This window comes from Mesorhizobium sp. STM 4661 (assembly GCF_000359125.1).
Lineage (GTDB): Bacteria > Pseudomonadota > Alphaproteobacteria > Rhizobiales > Rhizobiaceae > Mesorhizobium.
In genome coordinates, this window is the sequence record NZ_CAAF010000017.1 from 20278 (window position 1) to 43044 (window position 22767).

Below are 22767 nucleotides of genomic sequence, written 5' to 3' on the forward strand. Positions count from 1 at the left end.
TGACTCAAAAAGTCATCTTCATTGTTGACTAGTAAAGTCATGTTTCATAGTCAACCGTGGAAAGCGCGCGAGCGAAGCTGGAGAGAGGCCAACACCGTGGCTGGAAATCAGACTGCCTTCCATATGGAAGCCGTGCGCTTTGCCGTCGGCGAGCGGACGCTGCTCGGTCCTGTTACGCTCGAACTGCAACGTTCGCGCGTCTACGGGCTGATCGGGCACAACGGTTCGGGCAAATCGACGCTGATCAAGCTCATGGCGCGCCAGCAGCCGGCAAGTGCCGGCGGCATCACCTTCGCGCAGCGCCCGCTGGCGCAGTGGGGCGCGCGGGAACTGGCCCGAGCGCTCGCCTATCTGCCGCAGACGACGCCGGCGGCGACCGGCTTGACCGTGCGTGAGCTGGCGAGCCTCGGGCGCTATCCCTGGCATGGCGCGCTCGGCCGTTTCGGGCACGAGGACAGGCGCCATGTCGACGAGGCGCTTGTCCTGACCGACATGGCGGATTTCGGCGACCGGCTGGTGGATGAACTGTCCGGCGGCGAGCGCCAGCGCGCATGGCTGGCCATGCTGGTGGCGCAGAATGCCGGTGTCATGCTGCTCGACGAGCCGATCTCGGCGCTCGACATCGCCCATCAGGTCGAGGTGCTGGGGCTGGTCAGGGAGCTCAGCCGCAAGCGCGACCTCTGCGTCGTCGTGGTGCTGCACGATCCCAACATGGCGGCGCGCTACTGCGACGAGCTGATCGCGCTGAAGGAAGGCAGGCTGCTGACGCGCGGCACGCCCGACGAGATCATGCAGGGCGACGTGCTCAGAGGCATTTTCGGCGTCGAGATGGGCGTGTTCGCGCACCCCGTCACCGGCCAGCCCATCGGCTATGTGCAGTGAGGCCAGTTGTGAGAATTGCGAGAATAAGGAAGAAGCCCTTGTCCAGACATGGTTTGTTCGCGGCGTTGATCGCATCCGTCATCCTGTCGGCTGGTGGCACTGCTGCCCAGGAGCAACCGGCAGGCTCCGCCCCGGCGATCGAGACGCCCGCTCCCGCTTCGCCTCCTGCCGCCGCCTCGCCCCCTGCCGGGACGCCCGATGTGACCGCGGCGCTCGAAGCCGGCGTGTCCACGCAAGCGGCGGCGGATCCCGCGGCGATATCGCTGACCTTGCCGCACGATCTGTCGCCATGGGGCATGTTCATGGCGGCCGACATCGTCGTGAAAGGGGTGATGATCGGGCTGGCCTTTGCCTCCCTGGTCACCTGGACGATCTGGCTGGCCAAGTCGCTGGAGATCCTCGGCGGCAAGCTCAATGCCCGCCGCGCGGCCAGCGCGATCGGCAACGCCGCCTCGCTGAACCAGGCCAGGCGCGCGCTTGGCCATACAGGCGGCCCTGGAGCCCTGCTGGTGCGGGCGGCGGAGGAAGAGGCAGCACTTTCGGCCGGCGCGCTCGAGCATGTGTCCGGCGACGGGCTGAAGGAACGGGTCACCTCGCGCCTGTCGCGCATCGAGGCGGCGGCGGCGCGGCGCATGTCGCGCGGCACCGGTGTGCTCGCGACGATCGGCTCGACCGCGCCCTTTGTCGGCCTGTTCGGTACCGTCTGGGGCATCATGAACGCCTTCATCGGCATCTCGCAGGCGCAGACCACCAACCTCGCCGTCGTGGCGCCGGGCATAGCGGAAGCCCTGCTCGCCACCGCGATGGGCCTTGTCGCGGCGATCCCGGCGGTGGTCATCTACAACGTCTTCGCGCGGTCCATAGCCGGCTACCGGCAGATCCTCGCCGATGCCTCGGCCGGGGTCGAACGGCTGGTCAGCCGGGATCTGGATTTCCGCAACGTGGCGCCGGAAACGGCGCTGGCAGCGGAATAAGGAGCGGTGCCATGGCGGCTGGAATTCGAGAGAATATCGACGGCGATCTCGAGGAAAACCACGAGATCAACGTCACCCCTTTCATCGACGTCATCCTGGTTCTCCTGATCATTTTCATGGTCGCGGCGCCGCTGGCGACAGTCGACGTCAATGTCGACCTGCCGGGCTCGACGGCGACGCCCGCGCCGCGGCCGGAGACGCCGCTGTTCCTGACGCTGAAAGACGACCTCAGCCTGGCGATCGGCAACGACAGCGTGCCGCGCGGCGCCTTCGCCGCCACGCTGGACGGCAGGACGAAAGGCGACAAGCAGACGCGCATCTTCCTGCGCGCAGACAAGGCGGTCGGCTATGGCGACCTGATGGAGGTGATGAACCTTCTGCGCGGCGCCGGCTATCTGAAGATCGCACTGGTCGGCCTCGAGACCTTGCCTGCGGCCGATGCCGCGACACCGGCACCGCAAGACGGAACGGGTCAATGACATCGCTGGCGACCGCTTCGCCCATGGTCGGCCTGCCGCGTTTCGGCGTGCGCCAGATCGTCTTGTGGGCGGCGGCGGCGGCAGTGGTCCTCACGGCGCATGTCGTTATCGCCTATGCGGTACAAGACTTGAGACCAGCCGAGATGGATGGCGGGCCGCCGCCGGCGCAGGTGATCGAGCTGTCGCCAATGGTGATCATGCCGCCGGCGGAGGCTGACGTGTCGGATGTGGTGACGCCAGATCCGGCGGAGCCGATCGAGGAGGTCGAGACAGCCGAAGCCAAGCCGGTGACGGAGCCCGAATCGCCCGTCGAGACGGCGGAGCCAGTGGCCGAGCCGCCTGTCGAGCAAGCGGAGCCGGCGGCCGAGCCATCGCAAGCGGCTGCGACCGACGCAATCGAGCCTAGCCCACCGCCCATGCCTGAACGGGTCGACCAGCCACTGCTGGAGGAGGTCGTGCCCGATATCGTCGAGACCGTCGCGCCGGACGTGGTCATTCCGTTGCCGCAGCCGAAGCCGGTCGAAGCTCCCGTCGAGACCAAAGTGGCGAAACCGGTCGAGCCCAAGGCAAAGACGCCGGTCAAGGTGAAGAAGCCGGCTGAAGCCAAGACCAAGAAGCCCGTCGAAAAGGTCAAGAAGCCTTCGAAGAAGGAGAAGACGGCGCCGCCTCGGACGAAGACGGCCAGCGTCGCTGCGAAGCCCGCGCCCAGGGCGGTCGCCCCGAAATCGGCCAAGGTTGCTGCCTCGGCATCCCGGGGGGACTCGTCGAAGTGGAATTCGCAGCTGACATCGTGGCTCAATCGGCACAAGCGCCGTCTGAGGGCCGCGAACGCCCGCCACGTGGAAGGAACCATGAGGATCTCCTTCACGGTCGCCACCTCCGGCCGGGTGACGTCCGTTCGCATCACAGGCTCTTCCGGCGATCCCGATCTCGACCGCAGCGTACGCAACATACTGCAAGGCGCCACGGCACCGGCGCCACCGGAAGGCGTTAATCCGCGTGTCGATGTACCTTTTAGGTTCAGCATGCAGTAGTCAGGCAATATGACGATGCCGGTCGCTGAGAGCGATCCTAATGTCGAACGGCTACACCGGAAACAGCGTCGAAAGCCACCCTTTGCGAAAGGCCACCGCCGGCGCGGTTTTCCAGTGCGATGGTGCCGCCGTGGCGTTCGATGATTTCCTTGGCGATGGCGAGGCCGAGGCCGGCGCCCGGAATGGACTGCCGGCGGCCGGGATCGACGCGAAAGAAGGGCTCGAACGCCTTGCCGAGCAGCTCCGGCGGAATGCCGGGTCCACGATCGGCGATGGTGAGGGTGGCGCGGTTGTCGGCCGCGGACAGGGAGATGCCGCAGCCCTTGCCATGCGTTGCGGCATTGACGATCAGATTGCGCAGCGCGCGGCGCAGGCCGAGCGCGCCTGCCCTGACCGAGACCTTGTCGAGATGGCCGATCGACACGGCATGGCCGAGCGAAACCATCTCGGCCTCGATGTCGCGGACCGTTCTTTCAAGGTCGACCGGCTCGACGGCATCCTGGTCGACCTCCTCGCGCACCAGCCGGATGGCGCTGTCGGCAATACGGTCGAGTTCCTCGAGGTCGCGCAGCCATTTCTCGCGTTCCTCGTCGTCCGCCAGGAATTCAGCGCGCAGCCGCATGCGCGTCATCGGCGTTCGCAAATCATGACCCGCCGCGGCGACGAGGCGCATGCGGCTCTCCATGGCGGTCTTCAGCCGGGAAGAGAGCTGGTTCAGTGCATGCGCCGTCGCCTTGACCTCTGCAGATCCCACTTCCGGCACCGCAGCCAGCACGCCATCCGACCCGATCTTGGAGACGGCGGCCTCCAGCATTTCAAGCGGCCGGATCAGCACGGCGGTGAAATAGACCGAGACGGCCGTGGCGCCGGCCACGATCAGCGAGATCCAGCCGGCGAGAACCAGCCACTCGCGTTTTGGCGGCGTGATGTGGGGAACCTCCATGATCGCCCATCGGTTGTCGGGCAGGCGAACCGATGCAAGCTGACCGGGCTCTTCCGCTTTCTCGCTGACGACGGCCGAAACGTCGAGGCCCCGGCGGCGCAGGATGTCGTTGAGCATCGCCGTTTCCGCGCGGTCCACCGTGCCCCCAGCCGGATGGTCGCTCAGTTCCACCGGGAAGACGTCCGGAATCTGGCCAGGGCGGAGCCGCATCACGATTTCCACCTGTTGGGCAACCCAGGGCATGGTCAATTCCGGCGGTGGCCCTCCGCCGCGGACGCTGATGACGGCCGCCGTCGCCAGGCCAACCACGCCGACGATCGAGGCGACCAGCAACAGGATGAGACGCCGGCGCAGCGAGTTCACGCGTGGCTCTCCACCGTGTCGACGCGCGCGGTGAGCTGGTAGCCGCCGTTGCGCACGGTCTTGAACAGCGACCCGTCGCCGGCGTCGGCGAATTTGCGGCGTAGCCGGCTCATCAATACGTCGACCGAGCGTTCGAGCGGGTCGCGCTCGCGGCCTTGGGTCAGATCGAGCAGCTGGTCGCGCGACAGAAGCCGGCCTGGACGGTCGAGGAACACCTGCAGCAGGTCGAACTCGGCGCCGGTGAGATCGACGGCCACGCCTTGCGCATCGGTCACCTTGCGGGTGTCCGGCTCCAGCCTGTAGCTGGCGAAGCGGTAGATGCGCGGGCGCGGCGCAGCGGGCGCCTCCTCGGGCACTGAGCGCCTGAGCACGGCGCGGATGCGGGCGGTGAGCTCGCGCGGATTGAACGGCTTGCCGAGATAGTCGTCGGCGCCGAGCTCCAGGCCGATGATGCGGTCGACATCCTCCTTCAGCGCCGTCAGCAGGATGACCGGGATATGCGGTTTGCGGTCACGCAGGCTGCGGCAGATATCGAGCCCCGAACCATCGGGCAGCATGACGTCGAGCACGATCAGGTCGAACTGGCCGGAGCCAAGCTTCTGCTCGCATTCGCGCCGGTCCGCCGCCACCGAGACGCGAAAGCCCTGGCCGTCGAGATAGCGCTGGAGAAGCGTCCTGATCTCGCGGTCGTCATCGACGACGAGGATATGGGGTGGTGACTGCATTGTCAGTCCGTTGCCTGTTCCGTGCCGATTATAGGGAGTGCGGTGGGCGAGCGGCATGGAAAATTGCAACTGAATGTTTCCGTCAGACAGGCAGAAACATTCGGAAACAAATCTCCCTTTTCTGGAAACCTTTGGCAACAGAGCGAAGCAAAGGAGAAAAGGACGCTTCCTATCCTGCTGCCATCCGAAGCATGCGGGAAAGGATTACATCATGCAAAGCAGACTTCTTGCTCTCGGCCTCTTTTCCATCGCGCTCATCCATCCGGCGCTGGCGCAGCCGACCGACCCTGCCGGTGGACCCGGTGGGGAGCCGCGGGTCGCAGCAATGCAGAGCGGGGCGGATGACGGCCCGATGCCGTGGCCCGGCCCACACGGACCGATGCGGCCCGGCCCGGATGGTTTCGGCCCGCAGCGCTTCGATTCGCAGGGCGGCGAGCCGCACCGCATGGGGCCGCCGCCGGAATTCAGGCTTGCCGCCCGGCTTTCCGCGCTCGAGACCCGCGTCGGCGTCAGGGCCGAACAGCTCGACGCCTGGCGCGACTATACCAGCGCGCTGCAAGCGGTGCTGGCGCGGCCCGATCATGGCCCGGATGTAGCCGACGCGGAAGCGCCCGGCGCCAAGGCTCCGCGCGCTTTCGCTTTCCAGGAAAGACTGGCCGACGATGTCACCGCTCGCGCCGCCTCGGCCGCAAAGCTGAAGGATGCGATCGCCGCACTTCGTGCCAAGCTGACGGCCGAACAGCTCGAAATCCTTGCTTCGGCGGACAGACCTCATGGACCACCCCGCGGCCCATGGGGCAATCCGCCGGATGATGCAGCCGGCCCCGGAGGCCTGCCCGATTCTGGCAGGCCGCTCCCGCCACCCCTACCCCGGACGGGCGAGCAACTCTGACCGGCTGCACCGGCCGGTCCGTTGGCCTACCCCGCTATCGGGCCGGCCGGCTCTTCGTCGGACGGCGGGCGCCCCGCCGTCCGACTGCTCGAAATCATGGAATGGAACCGCGACATGTGGGAAGCCCTAATAATGCTGCGGCTGATCGCATCGGTCAGCCCGAAATTCCCGCTCGGCCATGCCGGTCGCGCCACGCCGCCGGTCCTGCCGATCGAAACGCTGAAGGGCGCGATCCGATTGAGTTTCGCCGCGTGGCGCCTGTCGCTGCCAGTTTCTGAGCGGCCCAACAGCCACGGAAATCATGACCGCAAGATCGCGTAGGACATATCCTGGTGGTCGTGTTGACTGCCTTGATCGCCATGGCAACCTCTTTCTCCGGCAAGGCGCTTGGCATCTAACCGCTGATCGGCATACTGATGCCGATGGGCATCGTGGCCAAAAGTGCGCTCTTGTCGCGCGAAAGGAGCGTGGCATGAGCCGCTTCCAGGTATTGCTCGACGTCGCCTGCAGGTGGGCGTGGCCCATTGCCATCACAACGGTCGCCGAGACCGGAGTACTCATCTCTTCGACCGCAACTCCAGCGAAAGATGCTCCAGGCCATGCTTACACAGTCTAGCCAGTCTTCTCAGCCGACATCCCGACTCGCGCCCTGGGCCGGAATGCTGTGCGCGGCGCTTCTTCTGGCGGCCTGCTCGCAGGAGCAAAGCAAGGCCCCGGCAGGCATGGGCGGTGTCGGCAAACCTGAGGTCGGCGTCGTCACCTTGCGTCCGCAATCGGTGGCGATCACCGCCGAACTGCCGGGCCGCACGTCAGCTTCGCTTACCGCGGATGTGCGTCCCCAGGTGAACGGCATCATCCAGGCACGGCTGTTCAAGGAGGGCAGCGAGGTAGTGGTGGGGCAGCCGCTCTACCTCATCGATCCGGCAAGCTACCAGGCAGCCTACGACAGCGCGGTCGCGGCTCGGCAGAAGGCCGAGGCGGCAGTGCCGAGCGCGCAAGCCAAGTTCGACCGCTACGCCGGATTGCTGAAGCAGAACGTCGTCTCCAAACAGGATTATGACGATGCCGCGGCAACGCTGGCACAGGCCAACGCGGATGTCGCGTCGGCCAAGGCCAGCGTCGAAACCGCCCGCATCAATCTCAACTACACCAATATCACAGCGCCGATCGCCGGCCGTATCGACAAATCCTCGCTGACGCCTGGGGCGCTCCTCACCGCCAACCAGGACACCGTGCTGACCACCATACGCGCGCTTGATCCGATCAATGTCGATGTCACGCAATCGAGCACCAATCTGCTCAATCTTCGCCAGGCCATCAATGAAGGTCGGCTGAAGTTCAGCGGCCCCAATGTCAGCGTCAAGCTGAAGCTCGACAACGGCACCATCTATTCGCAGACCGGCAAGCTGGAATTCGCCGGCGCCAATGTCGACCAGACGACCGGCACTTTCGCGCTGAGGGCCGAGTTCCCCAATCCGGACCGCCTGCTCCTGCCCGGCATGTATGTGCGGGCACTGGTCGAGGAGGGCGTCGCCCAGAACAGCTTCCTGGTGCCGCAGCGCGCTGTCAGCCGCAACACCAAGGGCGAGGCGACGGCAATGGTCATCAATGCCGCGGGCAAGGTCGAGACGCGTGTACTCGCCGTGCGCAACAGCGTCGGCAACAACTGGCTGGTGGATTCCGGCGTCGGCGACGGCGACCGCGTCATTGTCGAGGGCATGCAGCTCGTGCGTCCCGGCGGCGATGCAACGGGTGTCGAAGTGACGATCGACGAGACGACCGGCGAGGTCAAGGAGCGTCAATCCTCGGCCGCGCCCGCTCCTATGCAAGCAGCCGATAGTGGCCAGAAACCGGCGCCTGGCGCCTCGACCGGGAACTGAGCGATGTCCACCTTTTTCATCAACCGGCCGATCTTTGCCTGGGTGATCGCCATCGTGATCATGCTGGGCGGCCTGCTCGCGCTCACCTCGCTGCCGATCTCGCAATATCCGCAGATTGCGCCGACCACGGTCAACATCAGCGCGACCTATCCGGGCGCCGATGCCCAGACCGTGGAAAACTCGGTGACCAAGGTCATCGAGCAAGGCATGACCGGCATCGACAATCTCGACTACATGACGGCGACGTCGACCTCGACCGGTTCGGCCTCGATCACGCTGACCTTCACCACCGCGGCTGATCCCGACACTGCCCAGGTGCAGACGCAGAACAAGCTGCAGCTGGTGCAGTCGCAGCTGCCGCAGGTGGTGCAGAGCAACGGCATCACCGTCTCCAAATCCTCGACCGGCTTCCTGATGGTGATCGGCTTCGTCTCGAGCGACGGCAAGATGAACTCGACGGATCTTGCCGACTATGTCGACAGCACCATCAACGACACGCTGAAGCGCGTTGAAGGCGTCGGCTCGACGCAGTTGTTCGGCTCCAGCTATGCCATGCGCATCTGGCTCGACCCGGACCAACTCGCCAAATATGCCCTGATGCCGAGCGACGTGGCTTCGGCAATCGAGGCGCAGAACACGCAGGTTTCAGCCGGCCAGCTCGGCGGCCTGCCGGCGCGCAAGGGCCAGCAGCTCAACGCCACGGTGACTGCCAAGAGCCGGCTGCAAACCGCCGAACAGTTCCGCAACATCATCCTGAAGAGCCAGACGGACGGGTCGCTGGTTCGCCTCAACGACGTCGCCACCGTCGCACTCGGCGCCGAAAGCTATACGACGCAAGCCAACTACAACGGCAAGCCGGCGGCGGGCGTCGCCGTCAACCTGGCAACCGGCGCCAACGCCATCAACACCGCCGAGGCCGTGCGCACGACGATCAACCGCCTGAGCTCGACATTCCCGCAAGGCGTCGAGGTCGTCTATCCCTACGACACCTCGCCCTTCGTGCGACTGTCGATCGAGGAGGTGGTCAAGACGCTGGCCGAAGCGATCGTGCTGGTGTTCCTGGTGATGTTCGTCTTCCTGCAGAATTTGCGCGCCACCATCATCCCGACCATCGCCGTGCCGGTGGTGCTGCTCGGCACGTTCGGCGTGCTGTCCCTGTTCGGCTATTCGGTCAACACGCTGACCATGTTCGCCATGGTGCTGGCCATCGGCCTGCTCGTCGACGATGCCATCGTCGTCGTCGAGAATGTCGAACGCGTGATGCAGGAAGAGGGCCTGCCGCCGAAAGAGGCGACGCGCAAGTCGATGAACGAAATCACCGGCGCGCTAATCGGCATCGCCACCGTGCTTTCGGCCGTGTTCGTGCCGATGGCTTTTTTCGGCGGCTCCACCGGCATCATCTACCGGCAATTCTCGGTGACCATCGTCTCGGCGATGGTGCTGTCCGTGCTGGTCGCGCTGGTGCTGACGCCGGCGCTTTGCGCCACGATCCTCAAGCCGGCCAAGAACCATGCGACACAGACGGGTCCGTTCGGCTGGTTCAACCGTGTCTTCGATCGCGGCACGCTTGCCTATCGCGACGGCTCGCATGGCATCATCAACCGGGGCAAGCGCTTCCTCGTCGTCTTCCTCGCCATCGTCATTGCCATGGGCTGGATGTTTGCCCGGCTGCCAAGCTCGTTTCTGCCGGAAGAGGATCAGGGCATCCTGATCACCAGCGTGCAATTGCCGGTTGGCGCGACGCAGGACCGCACCGAGCGCGTGCTGGCTGAAGTGACAAATCACTATCTCAACGACGAAAAGGACGCGGTCGAAGGTGTCTTCACCGCCTCCGGCTTCGGCTTCGGCGGCGCCGGGCAGAATGTCGGTATTGCTTTTGTGCCGCTGAAGGATTTCGATAAGCGCAAATCGCCGGCCATGGCCGCACAGGCCATCGCCGGCCGGGCGATGGGTGCCTTCTCCAAGATCAGGGATGCCCAGGTCTTCGCGCTCGCTCCTCCCGCCATTCAAGGCTTCGGCAACACCAACGGCTTCGACTTCTACCTGCAGGATGTCAACGGCGCCGGCCATGACGCGCTGATCCAGACGCGAAACCAGCTTCTCGGACTTGCCGGGCAGAGCAAGGTGCTCGCCAACACCCGCCCCAACGGCCAGGAGGACCAGCCGCAATTTTCGGTCGACATCGACCAGGAAAAGGCCAGTGCGCTGGGCGTCAGCCTCGCCGACATCAACAACACGCTGTCGAGCGCCTGGGGCAGCGATTACGTCAACGACTTCATCGATCGCGGGCGGGTGAAACCGGTCTATCTGCAGGCGGGCGCGAACTTCCGCATGCAGCCGGAAGATTTGGACAAGTGGCAGGTCCGCAATTCCAACGGCGCCATGGTGCCGTTCTCGGCCTTCGCCTCCAGCCACTGGACGTTCGGCTCGCCCAGGCTCGAACGCTACAACGGCTCGGCCGCGGTCGAGATCCAGGGCGCGGCGGCCACTGGCGTCAGTTCGGGCGCTGCCATGGACGAGATCGACAGGCTGGTGGCGCAGCTCCCAGCGGGATATTCCCACGAATGGACCGGGCTATCGCATCAGGAGCGGCTTTCCGGCAACCAGGCGCTGTCGCTCTACGCGATTTCGGCACTGGTCGTGTTCCTGTGCCTGGCCGCGCTCTATGAAAGCTGGTCGATCCCGTTCGCGGTCATGCTCTCGGTGCCGATCGGCATTTTCGGCGCGCTGCTGGCGGCCAGCCTGTTCGGCCAGACCAACGACGTCTATTTCAAGGTCGGGCTGCTGACCACGATCGGCCTTGCCGCCAAGAACGCCATCCTCATCGTCGAGTTCGCCATCGAGCGGCAGGCCGCCGGCATGGGGCTGGTCGAGGCGACGCTGGAAGCGGCGCGCCAGCGGCTGCGGCCGATCCTGATGACGTCGCTGGCCTTCATCCTCGGCGTGACGCCGCTGGCAATTGCCAGCGGCGCCGGCTCGGGCGCGCAGAACTCCGTCGGCATCGGCGTGATGGGCGGCATGATCGCGGCGACGGTGATCGGCGTGTTCCTGGTGCCGCTGCTGTTCGTCACGGTGCGGCGCATCTTTAGGGGTAAGGCGGCCAAGCAGGATACTGGGCAGGATACGGGCGAGACACCACCGGTAACAGCCAACCAGCAATAAGGGTTTTTCGTATGACAGGTTTCGAACGTGGCTCGGTGGCCGCGAGGCGGACGATCGTGCCTATTCTCACCGCTGTCCTGCTCGCGGGATGCGTCGTCGGCCCGGACTATCAGAAGCCGCTTCTGCCGATGTTGCCGGCGAACTGGAGCGGCCAGAAGACAGCAAAGGCCGCCAGGCCGGCGCAACTGTCGAAATGGTGGCAGCGCCTGCGCGACCCTCAGTTGAACAAGCTGATTGAGGACGCGGTTGCCGGCAATCTCGACGTCGCAACCGCCAAGGCCAGGATCCGCGAAGCGCGTGCCAGCTATCGCCAGAGCGCAGGCACATTGTTCCCGTCCGCCAACGGCTCGGCAGCCGCCACACGCAACAAGACGGCAGCGACCACATCAGGCGGAACCGCCAGCGATGCCTATAGCCAGTACCAGGCCGGCTTCGATGCCAGTTGGGAACTGGACCTTTTCGGCGCCAACCGCAGAAGCATCGAGGCTGCGCGCTATGGGCTGGACGCCGCCGAGGAGGAGCTGCGCTCGACGCTGCTGACCCTCGTCGGCGACGTGGCGTCCACCTATGCGCAGGCTCGCGGCTATCAGGCTCGCATCCAGCTCGCCCGGCGTGCGGCCGCCTCGCAAACGCAAACCGCGGTGCTCACCCGTACCATGGCGCAAGCCGGCACGGCGACGGCGGCCGATGTCGCCAAGGCCATGGGACAGGCAAGCAGCACGGAAGCCGACGTTCCGTCGTTGGAAGCAAGCTATGCCGAAGCGGTGCACCGTCTTTCGGTGCTCACCGGCCGGCCGCCTTCTGTCTTGAACGAGCGGCTGAAGCGCGGCGCGCCGATCCCGACACCACGCCTGCCGATCCCGACCGGGATTCCGGGCGATATCCTGCTCTCGCGCCCGGACGTGCGCATGGCCGAGCGGCAATACGCGCAATATACCGCCAGGATCGGCCAGGCCGAGGCGGCGCGCTATCCCTCGGTCAGCCTGACGGGAGACATCGACACGTCCGCCTTCAAGCTCGGCGATCTCGGCAAGAACTCCTCGATCGGCTGGTCGTTCGGGCCGACGCTCAGCGTGCCGCTGTTCAATGCCGGTCAGTTGAAGGCGGCCGTCGAGGTCGCCAAAGCCCAGCGCGACCAGTATTTCATCGCCTACAGGGCCTCCGTGCTGACGGCGCTCGAGGACGTGGAGAACGCGCTCGTTTCGCTACGCCAGGAGCGCATCAGGAGCGGCAAGCTCGCTGCTTCCGCGAAATCCTACGCAGACGCGGCGCGCCTCGAAGGCACGCTTTACAAGGCCGGCGAGACAAGCCTTCTCGAGGTGCTGGACGCGGAGCGCTCGCTGTACTCGGCCGAGGACGATCTGCTGCAAAGCCGCATCGCCATCGCCACCGACTACATCGCGCTCAACAAGGCGCTCGGCGGTGGCTGGGACGGCACGATCGATGCAGCCAAGCCCGAGATCGTCGACGTCAAGACCGGCCCGCGGCTGGCGTCCAAGCCTTGAGGCCCAGGCCGAGAGGCGCCCCTCCGTTCAGATAGGACATCGGCGAGATCTGGATATCTGGATCGGGGACGCTTGCCTGGTGTCATCCGATTGTCATATGTTGATCCTAAATATCCTTGACTCCGGATATGTGGATATATGGATACATGGATAAGAAAGCCGCCCTCCTTGCATTGGCAGCACTTGGCCAGGACACCAGGCTCGAGGTCTTTCGCTTGCTGGTCCGGGCGGGCGCCGACGGAGTGCCGGCCGGCGAGGTCGCCGCACGCCTCGATGCGGTGCAGAACACGATGTCGGCGCATTTGAAAGTGCTGGACCATGCCGGCCTCGTCCGCGCCGAGCGCGCGGGCCGAACGATCCGCTACGTCGCCGACATGACCGGCTTTCGCGATCTGCTTGCCTACCTCATGGAGGATTGCTGCAACGGCGCGCCGGAGCTCTGCCAGCCCGTCATCCAGGCTGTGACCTGTAAGTGCTAGAAGGGAGGCACGTCATGAGCGAAACCTACAATGTTCTTTTCCTCTGCACCGGCAATTCGGCACGGTCGATTCTCGCCGAGGCCATTCTCAACCGTGTCGGAGCCGGCAAATTCAAGGCCTATTCGGCCGGATCGCACCCGAAGGGAGCGGTCCATCCGTTCGCACTCCAGCTTTTGCAAACCCTCAACCACGATACGTCCTTCGCCCGTTCGAAAGACTGGCAGGAATTCGCGGTTCCCGGCGCCCCTGAAATGAATTTCGTTTTCACGGTCTGCGACAACGCGGCTAATGAATCCTGCCCGATCTGGCCGGGCCAGCCGATGACGGCGCATTGGGGCGTGCCCGATCCGGCCGCTGTCGAAGGCACGGACGCAGAAAAGCATCTGGCCTTCGCCGAAGCCTATCGCATGCTCAACAACCGGATTTCGATCTTCGTCAGCCTGCCGATGAACATGATCGACAAACTCGCCCTGCAGAAACGGCTGGATGAAATCGGCCGCAATCTTCCGATAGCCGGCTAGAGATCATGGCGGCTGATCTTTCCCGTCGCATCGTCGCGGAAGCGCTCGGCACGGCGATGCTCGTCGCCACGGTGGTCGGTTCGGGCATCATGGCGGACCGTTTGACGGACGACGTCGCCGTCTCCCTGCTCGGCAACACCTTGCCGACAGGGGCGATCCTTGTGGTGCTGATCACCATACTCGGCCCGATCTCGGGCGCGCATTTCAATCCAGCGGTGACGCTGGTCTTTGCGCTCAGGCGCGAAATAGCGGCGAACGCCGCGCTGGCCTATCTCCTGGCTCAAGTCGCAGGCGGCATCGCGGGAACGTTTCTGGCGCACGCCATGTTCGAGCAGCCGATCGTGCAGATATCGGAGACCGTCAGAACGGGAAGCGGACAATGGCTTGCGGAAGCGGTGGCGACATTCGGCCTGGTCTTCACCATTCTCGCGGGTCTTCGCTTCCGTTCGGATGCGATACCCTGGCTGGTCGGGCTCTACATCACCGCGGCCTACTGGTTTACCGCATCGACGTCCTTCGCCAATCCGGCGGTCGCCATCGCCAGGGCCTTTTCCAACACGTTCGCGGGCATCCGTCCCGTCGACCTGCCGGGGTTCATCCTCGCCGAATTTTTGGGCGCGCTCCTCGCCATGGCCTTGGCCAGCTGGCTGCTCACTGAACCGAAGCCAGTCAGATAGATGAAAGCCGCGCAATGACCGTAACCATCTACCATAACCCCGATTGCGGCACCTCGCGCAACACGCTCGCCATCATCAGGCAGTCCGGCGAGGAGCCGGAGGTGATCGAGTATCTGAAGGACCCACCGCCGCGGGAACGGCTGGTCGAGCTCATCGCGGCAATGGGGATGACGCCGCGCGAATTGCTGCGCGAGAAGGGCACGCCTTACGCCGAACTCAAGCTCGGCGATCCGAAGTGGAGCGACGACGAGATTCTCGACTTCATGCTGGCGCATCCAATCCTGATCAACCGGCCGATCGTGGTGAGCCCGCTCGGCGTCGTTCTGGCGCGGCCGTCCGAAGCGGTTCTCGACATCCTGCCCAATCGCGATATCGGGCCGTTCACCAAGGAAGACGGCGAAGTGGTGATCGATGCGTCGGGGCGGCGCATCATCTGAAACCTAGTATTTCGATAATCCTGGAAATAGCGCTTGACGTCACATGCCGGCCGGCGCTAGCTTATTTCCATGAAACTCGAACAAGCAGCAAAGCAGCTTGAGGCGCTCGGCAATCCGACGCGGCTCAATCTCTATCGCACGCTGGTCAGGGCAGGCGAGGCCGGGCGACCGGTCGGATATCTGCAAGAGACGCTCGGCATCGCCGCGTCGACCCTGTCGCATCATCTCCACCGGCTCATCCTGACCGGCCTGGTCACCCAGGAACGCCAGGCAACGACGCTGATCTGCCGTGCCAATTATCCCGTGATGAACGATCTGCTTGGTTTTCTCGCCGACGAATGCTGCGCCGACGCCGCATGCGGTCCGGCTACAGGTGAGGCGGCCGCGTAATTTTTTGCCGACTATTTCCATAGTCCTAGAAAGATAGAAGGTGTGCCATGGTCGTCGACAGCAATCTCCCGGTGGCCATCATTGGCGGCGGTCCGGTTGGCCTGGCCGCGGCCGCCCAGCTCATCAGCCGCGGTCTCCCGGTCAAGGTCTATGAGGCCGGGTCCGCGGTCGGGTCGAACCTGCTGGATTGGGGCCATGTGCGGGTTTTCACGCCATGGCGCTATTGTGTCGACGCGGTCGCCCGAAAACTTCTCGAAAGCCATGGCTGGCACATGCCGGAGCCGGAGACATTCCCCACGGCTGAAGAAATCGTCGAGCAGTATCTCGCTCCGCTCGCAAGGCTTTCCGAACTGGCCCCATCGATCGAGACCAGTGCCCGTGTCGTCGCCGTTTCCCGGTGGGGCGCCGACAAGGTTCCGAGCAAGGGTCGTGAACAAAAACCCTTCATGCTTGTGGTCGAGACGGCAGATGGCCAGCGACGCGATATGGCCCGCGCGGTCATCGATGCCTCCGGCACATGGCAGACGCCGAACCCGCTCGGCGCGGGCGGTGTTGCGGCAGAAGGCGAGATCGAGCTCGGCGGCCGGATTGCCTATGGCATACCGGACGTCCTCGGTCGGGACCGTCACCTTTATGCAGGCCACACGACATTGGTTGCCGGTTCCGGCCATTCCACCGCCAATGCCTTGCTGGAGCTGGCCAGGCTAGCGGAAACCGAACCGGGCACCTCGGCACTCTGGGTGACTCGCGGCACCGATCTTGTGCGCATCTATGGCGGTGGCGATGCCGATGCCTTGCCGGCGCGGGGCGAGCTTGGCTCCGATACACGCGATCTCGTCGAGAGCGGCCGCGTCCGGCTGGTGACCGGTTTTGCCACCGTCGCCATCCGTGAGGTCGACGGCCGTCTGATGGTCGAGGGGCAAACGAAGGACGGATTGCGCACGCTCGGTCCCGTCGACCGGATCATCGCCGCGACGGGCCAGCGTCCCGACCTCGCCTTGACCCGGGAGCTTCGGCTGGACCTCGATCCGTGGCTTGAAAGCGTCAAGGCGCTGGGGCCGCTCATCGATCCCAACGAACATTCCTGCGGCGACGTGCCTCCGCATGGCCACCGTGAGCTCAGCCATCCGGAACAGGATTTTTACACGGTCGGAATCAAGAGCTATGGCCGGGCGCCGACCTTCCTGCTGCTGACGGGCTACGAGCAGGTCCGCTCGGTCGCCGCGGCGATCGCCGGCGACATGGCCGCCGCCGACGCCGTGCAACTGGTGTTGCCCGAGACCGGCGTTTGCGTTGTGCCGGTATCTGTTTCAAATACCTCATCCCAAGGTTGTTGCGGCAGGCCGGCGTCGGCGGTCGTCGATGCCTGCTGTGTGGCGGATGCCGAGGCAAAGGCGGGCGGCAAGCCGGGATGCGGCTGTGGCGTCGCAGCATGAGCCTTGTGCCGCCTTCCACGGCCGTAATGCGCAGCCGCCGCACGATCGTCGCGGCGTTGGGCGTAACGCAGATCATGGCATGGGGATCGTCCTACTATCTCCCGGCCGTCATTGCGCCGACGGTCGCGGCCGAGACAGGCTGGCCGCTGGCATGGGTTGTTGGAGGGCTGTCCCTCGGACTGCTGATAGCCGGGTTGATCTCGCCATATGTAGGAATTGCCATCGAGAAGCGTGGCGGGCGAAATGTTTTGGCGATCAGCGCGCTTTTCATCGGGATCGGACAGATTGGATTGGCTGCCGCTCCCAACCTGATCGTTTACATAGCGGCTTGGCTGGTGATCGGACTTGGCATGGGGGCTGGTCTTTACGACGCCGCCTTCGCGACGCTGGGTCGCCTTTATGGCCATGGAGCAAGATCCGCTATCACCGGCCTCACGCTCTTCGGCGGTTTTGCAAGCACCGTCTGCTGGCCGCTCTCGGCTTTTTTGATGGGAGAGGTCGGCTGGCGAGGAGCATGTCTGGTCTATGCCGCCGTGCAATTGCTGATCGCTCTGCCGCTGTATCTCCTCATTCTGCCGCGCGGCGTTGCCGGTTCCGCCAGCCAACCTGATCAGACCATAGTTGCGCCCTCCGGCCTCGGGACGAGATCGACGCCGGTCATGGTCATCCTGGCGACAACCATATCGCTCGCGGCCGTCATATCTTCGACCCTCTCCGTCCACCTTCTGACTGTCCTCCAGTCGAGCGGCATGGCGTTGGCCGCCGCAGTGGGACTGGGCGCGCTTGTCGGGCCGTCGCAGGTCGGCGCGCGTGCAGTCGAGATGGTCATTGCCCGTTTCCATCACCCGATATGGACCAAGTTCGTGTCGGTCGGGTGTGTGGCGATCGGGGTGTCGGCTCTCTGGATGGGAATGCCGATCGTCCCGGCCGCCTTGGCGTTTTGTGGTGCCGGCATTGGCCTGGAATCAATTGCCCGGGGGACGTTGCCACTAGCCCTATTTGGCGCCTCCGGCTATGCCAAGCTTATGGGTCGTCTGGCCATGCCAAGCTTGATTGCTCAAGCAGCCGCCCCTTCGATGGGCGCGCTGCTTATCGAACAAGCCGGTGCGCATGGCATGCTTGCCGTGCTGTCAGCACTTGCATTGGTCAATGTGGTGCTGGTCGGCGGGCTCGCGCTGCTGCTTTTCCGGCCCGGAGCCACGGGAATCGAGTCTGTTCCATAATCGCCGGCGCTGCGAAGTCTCGACGTCACAATGGCGAGCTGCGTCCAGCTTGTGCGCAACACGGGAGCGGTCGGCCATGGGCGCTCGACGGGCCGCGATCGGGTTGATAAGCCCTCTCCGCCAAGGAGAGTCGAGACATGACCGTTGCGATCGAGATGGGGCATACGACCGCGGGCGCTCCGGCGGCGCTGGATCTTGAGGAGCTGCTGGCGACCCGGCTGCTGGTGCAGGGCAATTCGGGCTCCGGCAAATCGCATCTGCTGCGGCGGCTGCTGGAGCAGAGCGCGCCCTGGGTGCAGCAGACCATCATCGACCCCGAAGGCGACTTCGTGTCGCTGGGCGACCGTTTCGGCCATCTGGTGATCGATGCCGAGGAGCATACCGAGCGCGGCCTGCAGAGCGCCGGCGAGCGGGCGCGCATCCATCGCGTCTCGACGGTGCTCAATCTCGAAGGGCTCGACGCCGAGAACCAGATGCGGCGCGCTGCCGCCTTCCTCGGCGGGCTGTTCGAGGTCGCCCGCGACCATTGGTATCCGATGCTGGTGGTGGTGGACGAGGCGCAGCTGTTCGCGCCGGCCGTGGCGGGCGAGGTTTCGGACGAGGCACGCAAGCTCTCGCTCGGCGCCATGACCAATTTGATGTGCCGGGGCCGCAAACGCGGGCTGGCTGGGATCATCGCCACCCAGCGGCTGGCCAAGCTCGCCAAGAACGTCGCGGCCGAGGCTTCCAATTTCCTCATGGGCCGAACCTTTCTCGATATCGACATGGCGCGCGCGGCCGATCTGCTGGGCATGGAGCGGCGGCAGGCGGAGGCCTTTCGCGACCTGGAGCGCGGGCAATTCATGGCGCTCGGCCCGGCGCTGTCGCGCCGTCCGCTCGGCGTGCGCATCGGCCCGACGGACACAAGTCCGCGCAATGGCACCCCGCGGCTGATGCCGCTGCCGGAATCAGCACTCGAGGACGCCCGCGCCATCATCCTGGCGGCGCCGCCGCCGGAAACTGTCCGGCCGCAGCGCCGGTCGTCGCCGGACCTGCTCGATCAACTGATGGCGGCGAAGTCGGCGGCGCTGGAAATCCGCCCAGAACCGGTGGAGGCGCCGATCAGCGCCGAGGATTTGGCGCAGCGGCGTGAGCGGGTGGACCGGGTTCTGCGCGCCATTCTGGCGCAACCCGACGCGGGGTTCCGTGTCATCGGCGTGCTTTATCAGGAGTTCGTGGTCCGCTGCCGGATCGAGGGCCTCGCCTCGGCCGTGCCGGATCTGCCGGAATTCCGCCGCATGCTGACGCGGGCCCGCGCCGGCCTTGGCTCCGACATGACGGGGGATGACGCCTGGCAGGATGTCTCGGTGCGCGCCTCGCTTCTGCCCGAGGACATGCAAGGCGTGTTCATGATGATCGCGCGTGCGGCGAAGGAGGGCTGGCCTTGCCCAAGCGATGCGGCGATCGCCCGCGCCTATGGCTCGCACTCGCTGCGCCGCGCCCGGCGCCTGCTGACCTATATCGAGGAACAAGGCCTCATTGTCTGCCAGCTCGACGGGACCGGCCGGCGCACCGTGACGCTCGTGGAACTCGCCTGGGCAACGGCACCGGGCGACCCTAATGCCGAGGAGGCGAAGCAGGGGAGCCTGGCTGTGTGATCGACGGTGGTGTCGCCTTGAGTCTATGCCGTGTCGGCCCACACCATGGTCCTTCATGCAGGTTTCCTGGTGAGGCGCTGAACAAGATGTGTTTCGCCTGATGGCGCGAGGCCCTCTATGATCGATTCCCGGCGGCAACACCCGCAAGGAATCGCAAAACGGCTTTGGCGGGAGAATTGACCCGGTGCGGTTGAGATCTGTCCCTCTCGGTATCGTAAACATCCTCAGCCTCCTCGTCATCGTCATCGCCTTGACGGCGTCGGCCCGATCCTTTGCCGCATTGCAACGATCTGATGTCCCGGCCTGGCTACAGGTGCATATAGGCGAGGGCGAAGGTCAAATCGCCCAAGTGGTGCTGGAGAGGGCACGCGCGCTTTACCTGAAAAAGGTGGGCGAAGGCGCCGTCAAGAACCCCTGCTACTTCGCCATGGATGCGACACGCCCCGGCGATCTGGGCAATGGCGTGCTGGGGCGCCGCTATTACGTCATCTGCGAAGCCAGTCGCTCGTTTCGCGCGGTCTCGGCAGGCCATGGCGGCGGCCGCAATTTGAAAGGCGTCGTCGATTTCGCCAACGGAAGACGGTGCGCGAAAAACTTCGGCAATGCGATGGATTCTGAATTGACCGCAGGCGGGGCCTATGTGACCGGCGAGGCGAGAACGTTGTTCAAAGGCTATTACCGGGTAGGAGCGAAACAGGACGCTGTGTTGCTGCGCACCTTCGTGCAGTTTGACGGCGAAGGCGAGACCGCGAACGCCAGACAACGAGCGATCGGCGGGCACGCGGCCGCGTTGCTGAGGGGAATGTGCCTGCGGAAAAACCCGAACAGCTCTTATGCCAACCATGATGGTTACGTGCCGTTTGGCAGACTGGTGAATTACGCCGCCGGCCGCAGCAATGGCTGCACGAGCTGGTCGCCGGCGGACGCGGAGCAGATCATCCCGATGGTGAAGGACGACCCGACGACGCTCTACATCTACCCTGAATCACGCGATATCGCCGCCGTCGCGAAAACAGTGGTGAGCGGGGGTTCGCTGTCGGGCACTGGGCCTTATTGGGATGCATCCTGCCTGAAGGAGATCGGCGCTCCGAAATTCTGGCCAGGAAAAATCCTCGAGCCGATCATCGCTCAGTACAGGAAGGATCATCCTACACCGCCGCCACAGCCAGTGCCGATCTGCAAGGAGCCGTGAGCCTTGTCGCGTGCCGGTTGCGTTGATCGGACTCGGCACGCGCAATGCGACCGCTGCCGCTCGCACCGTGAGACCGTAAAACGGAGGCAGGAATGGGCGCGTCCGGACTCTATTGGTTGATCTCGGGTTCGACGAGCCTTGCCAGGTTTCTGAGCGACTCCTGCCAGCCGAGATAGCAAGCCTCAGCCGGAATGGCGTCCGGAATACCTGCCTGCGTGATATCGAGTTCCGTGCCGACCGACACTTTCTTCAAGGTCACGGTCACCTCCATCTCGCCAGGCAGGTTGGGATCGTCGAACCTGTCAGTGTAGCGCAGGCGCTCGCCGGGAACGAGCTCGATATACTCGCCACCGAAGGCGTGGCTGTCGCCCGTCGTGAAGTTGCGGAAGGACATTTTGAAGGTGCCGCCGACTTTTGCGTCGAGGTGATGAACCGTGCAGGTGAAGCCGTTCGGTGGAAGCCACTTTGCAAGCGCGTCCGCTTCGAGGAATGCGCGGTAGACCTTCTCCGGGCTGGTCGCCAGGACGCGGTGCAAACGTACGGTGCTTGGCATATCGTATGTCCTTTCTGATTGCGTATCGATGCCCCAAGGACGAACAGGGCCTGGCCATCCCGACACACGCTCCCAGATTTTTGTAGCACAAGCGGAGTCTTAAAAACGTGACCCTGACCAATCGAGACATTGTCGAGCTTACGGCATGGCGCCGCAAGCTGCACCAGCATCCGGAAATCTCAAATGAGGAGGAGAAGACCGCCAGGGAGGTCATCGACTTCCTCGCCGATACAAGGCCGGACAAAGTGCTGACCGGATTGGGCGGCCAGGGTGTGGCGGCCATATATGAAAGCGGCAAGGCGGGACCGACGGTCATGTTCCGGTCGGAACTCGATGCTCTGCCAATTCATGAGCTTTCAGGCATGTCCTATTCATCCCTCGTGCCGGGAAAGTCGCATATGTGTGGCCATGACGGACACACCGTGATCCTCGCCGCGCTTGGCCGGCAGCTCGGGCGCGAAAGACCCGCCCGTGGCCGCGTCGTGCTGATGTTCCAGCCGGCGGAAGAAACCGGCAATGGCGCTGCCGGCGTCGTCGCCGATCCGCGCTTCGGCGAGATCGCGCCGGATTTTGCGTTCTCGCTGCATAATCTGCCTGGCGTGCCGTTCGGCGAGGTGCGGGTCAAAACCGGCGTGGTCAACTGTGCTTCACGCGGCATGCGGATCGTGCTGGACGGCAAGACCGCGCATTCGTCCATGCCCGAAACGGGCATCTCGCCAATGATGGCGGTCAGTCAGTTGATGCCGGCGCTGCCTGCGCTCGGGCGCGGAACCTTTGCCGACGACGACTTCAGCATGGTGACCGTCACCCATGCCCTGATGGGCGAAGCCGTATTCGGCATCGCGCCCGGTCAGGCGCAAGTCTGGGCGACACTGCGTACCCGCCGCGATGACCGCATGGCGGACCTGTGCGCCGCCGCGGAAGCGCTGGTCACAAGGATCGCGGACCAGCATCGGCTTTCCGCCCGGTACGACTATCACGAGATATTTGTTGCCAGCGTCAACGCCCCGGATGCCGTGCAGCATCTGTGGCAGGCTCTCGATGAGGAGGGCGTTACGCGAGGCGAGGAAGACCTCCCGATGCGCGCCTCGGAAGACTTCGGCCTGTTCGGGCACAGCGCAGCGTCGGCCATGTTCTTCCTCGGCGCGGGCGAGCGGCACCCGGCATTGCACAATCCCGACTATGACTTTCCGGACGATCTGATACCGATCGGATCAAGAATATTCATGCGCACGGCGCGCAACCTTCTGGGCTGATGGGCTAAACTCTGACGCAGAACATCGACGTTCGGCCGTTGCCAAATGATGGGCGAACAGGAGGCTCAGCCAAAGAGTGCCGGCAAAACCAGGCAGGCCGGGCGGGGCGGGCATGTGGGCCACGGCA

22 protein-coding genes are annotated in these 22767 nt (G+C 64.7%); 19 read left to right on the top strand and 3 right to left on the bottom strand.

Annotated elements, in window-relative coordinates; translation table 11 throughout:
* The first annotated feature begins 96 nt into the window (after nt 1-96).
* The 4 genes from MESS4_RS04920 to MESS4_RS04935 are packed head-to-tail and all read left to right on the top strand — an operon-like array spanning nt 97 to nt 3369.
* Nucleotides 97-882 carry an ATP-binding cassette domain-containing protein gene (locus MESS4_RS04920; protein ID WP_006327268.1) on the top strand — a complete coding sequence of 262 codons (786 nt, stop codon included), beginning with the start codon at nt 97-99 and terminating at the stop codon, nt 880-882.
* Between the two features lie 38 nt (nt 883-920).
* Nucleotides 921-1856, top strand: coding sequence for a tonB-system energizer ExbB (exbB, locus tag MESS4_RS04925; RefSeq protein WP_006327269.1), 936 nt, complete (start codon nt 921-923; stop codon nt 1854-1856).
* Nucleotides 1857-1867: 11 nt separating this feature from the next.
* The gene (gene exbD / locus MESS4_RS04930) at nt 1868-2335 is read left to right on the top strand and encodes a TonB system transport protein ExbD (protein WP_006327270.1); all 468 of its coding nucleotides are present in this window, start codon (nt 1868-1870) and stop codon (nt 2333-2335) included.
* Nucleotides 2332-3369, top strand: coding sequence for a TonB family protein (locus MESS4_RS04935; RefSeq protein ID WP_006327271.1), 1038 nt, complete (start codon nt 2332-2334; stop codon nt 3367-3369). Before exbD ends, MESS4_RS04935 begins: the two co-directional genes overlap by 4 nt.
* 37 nt (nt 3370-3406) lie before the next feature.
* On the opposite strand, the gene MESS4_RS04940 is transcribed toward MESS4_RS04935, so the two are convergent.
* Nucleotides 3407-4675 (bottom strand): ATP-binding protein, encoded by a 1269-nt coding sequence (locus MESS4_RS04940; RefSeq protein WP_006327272.1) that lies wholly within the window; start codon nt 4673-4675, stop codon nt 3407-3409.
* The gene (locus tag MESS4_RS04945; protein WP_006327273.1) at nt 4672-5400 is read right to left on the bottom strand and encodes a response regulator; all 729 of its coding nucleotides are present in this window, start codon (nt 5398-5400) and stop codon (nt 4672-4674) included. The genes MESS4_RS04940 and MESS4_RS04945 overlap by 4 nt, the downstream gene beginning before the upstream one ends.
* Before the next feature lie 211 nt (nt 5401-5611).
* On the opposite strand from MESS4_RS04945, the gene MESS4_RS04950 reads away from it, so the two are divergent.
* The 14 genes from MESS4_RS04950 to MESS4_RS05015 all read left to right on the top strand — a co-directional run bounded on the left by MESS4_RS04950 (nt 5612) and on the right by MESS4_RS05015 (nt 20831).
* Nucleotides 5612-6292, top strand: coding sequence for a hypothetical protein (locus MESS4_RS04950; protein ID WP_006327274.1), 681 nt, complete (start codon nt 5612-5614; stop codon nt 6290-6292).
* Nucleotides 6293-6424: 132 nt separating this feature from the next.
* The gene (locus tag MESS4_RS04955; RefSeq protein ID WP_244441051.1) at nt 6425-6613 is read left to right on the top strand and encodes a hypothetical protein; all 189 of its coding nucleotides are present in this window, start codon (nt 6425-6427) and stop codon (nt 6611-6613) included.
* A gap of 278 nt (nt 6614-6891) precedes the next feature.
* Nucleotides 6892-8172: an efflux RND transporter periplasmic adaptor subunit gene (locus MESS4_RS04960; protein WP_036240734.1), complete on the top strand. Its 1281-nt coding sequence runs from the start codon at nt 6892-6894 to the stop codon at nt 8170-8172.
* A 3-nt stretch (nt 8173-8175) separates the two neighbouring features.
* The gene (locus MESS4_RS04965) at nt 8176-11334 is read left to right on the top strand and encodes an efflux RND transporter permease subunit (protein ID WP_006327278.1); all 3159 of its coding nucleotides are present in this window, start codon (nt 8176-8178) and stop codon (nt 11332-11334) included.
* Nucleotides 11335-11345: 11 nt separating this feature from the next.
* Complete coding sequence (locus MESS4_RS04970) at nt 11346-12839, top strand: efflux transporter outer membrane subunit (RefSeq protein ID WP_006327279.1); 1494 nt, start codon at nt 11346-11348, stop codon at nt 12837-12839.
* A 146-nt stretch (nt 12840-12985) separates the two neighbouring features.
* The gene (locus MESS4_RS04975; protein WP_006327282.1) at nt 12986-13318 is read left to right on the top strand and encodes a metalloregulator ArsR/SmtB family transcription factor; all 333 of its coding nucleotides are present in this window, start codon (nt 12986-12988) and stop codon (nt 13316-13318) included.
* A gap of 14 nt (nt 13319-13332) precedes the next feature.
* Entirely contained in the window at nt 13333-13839 is a 507-nt protein-coding gene (locus MESS4_RS04980) for an arsenate reductase ArsC (protein WP_006327284.1), read from the top strand.
* A gap of 5 nt (nt 13840-13844) precedes the next feature.
* A complete protein-coding gene (locus MESS4_RS04985; RefSeq protein WP_006327291.1) occupies nt 13845-14516 on the top strand; it encodes an MIP/aquaporin family protein in 672 nt (223 codons plus the stop codon).
* A 14-nt stretch (nt 14517-14530) separates the two neighbouring features.
* Complete coding sequence (arsC, locus tag MESS4_RS04990) at nt 14531-14953, top strand: arsenate reductase (glutaredoxin) (RefSeq protein WP_006327292.1); 423 nt, start codon at nt 14531-14533, stop codon at nt 14951-14953.
* Nucleotides 14954-15022: 69 nt separating this feature from the next.
* Entirely contained in the window at nt 15023-15343 is a 321-nt protein-coding gene (locus MESS4_RS04995) for a metalloregulator ArsR/SmtB family transcription factor (RefSeq protein WP_006327293.1), read from the top strand.
* Between the two features lie 47 nt (nt 15344-15390).
* On the top strand, nt 15391-16779 hold the full coding sequence (locus tag MESS4_RS05000; protein WP_006327294.1) for an NAD(P)-binding protein: 1389 nt from the start codon (nt 15391-15393) through the stop codon (nt 16777-16779).
* Entirely contained in the window at nt 16776-18002 is a 1227-nt protein-coding gene (locus MESS4_RS05005) for an MFS transporter (RefSeq protein ID WP_036240736.1), read from the top strand. The genes MESS4_RS05000 and MESS4_RS05005 overlap by 4 nt, the downstream gene beginning before the upstream one ends.
* 137 nt (nt 18003-18139) lie before the next feature.
* Nucleotides 18140-19639, top strand: a complete 1500-nt coding sequence (locus tag MESS4_RS05010; RefSeq protein ID WP_006327296.1) for an ATP-binding protein — start codon at nt 18140-18142, stop codon at nt 19637-19639.
* 184 nt (nt 19640-19823) lie between these two features.
* On the top strand, nt 19824-20831 hold the full coding sequence (locus tag MESS4_RS05015) for a hypothetical protein (RefSeq protein ID WP_006327297.1): 1008 nt from the start codon (nt 19824-19826) through the stop codon (nt 20829-20831).
* Between the two features lie 109 nt (nt 20832-20940).
* Here the strand turns inward: MESS4_RS05015 and MESS4_RS05020 are convergent, their stop codons facing one another.
* Nucleotides 20941-21384, bottom strand: coding sequence for an SRPBCC family protein (locus MESS4_RS05020; RefSeq protein WP_006327302.1), 444 nt, complete (start codon nt 21382-21384; stop codon nt 20941-20943).
* Nucleotides 21385-21491: 107 nt separating this feature from the next.
* Here MESS4_RS05020 and MESS4_RS05025 point away from each other — a divergent pair, with 107 nt between their 5' ends.
* Complete coding sequence (locus MESS4_RS05025; RefSeq protein WP_006327306.1) at nt 21492-22640, top strand: amidohydrolase; 1149 nt, start codon at nt 21492-21494, stop codon at nt 22638-22640.
* Nucleotides 22641-22767: the final 127 nt, after the last annotated feature.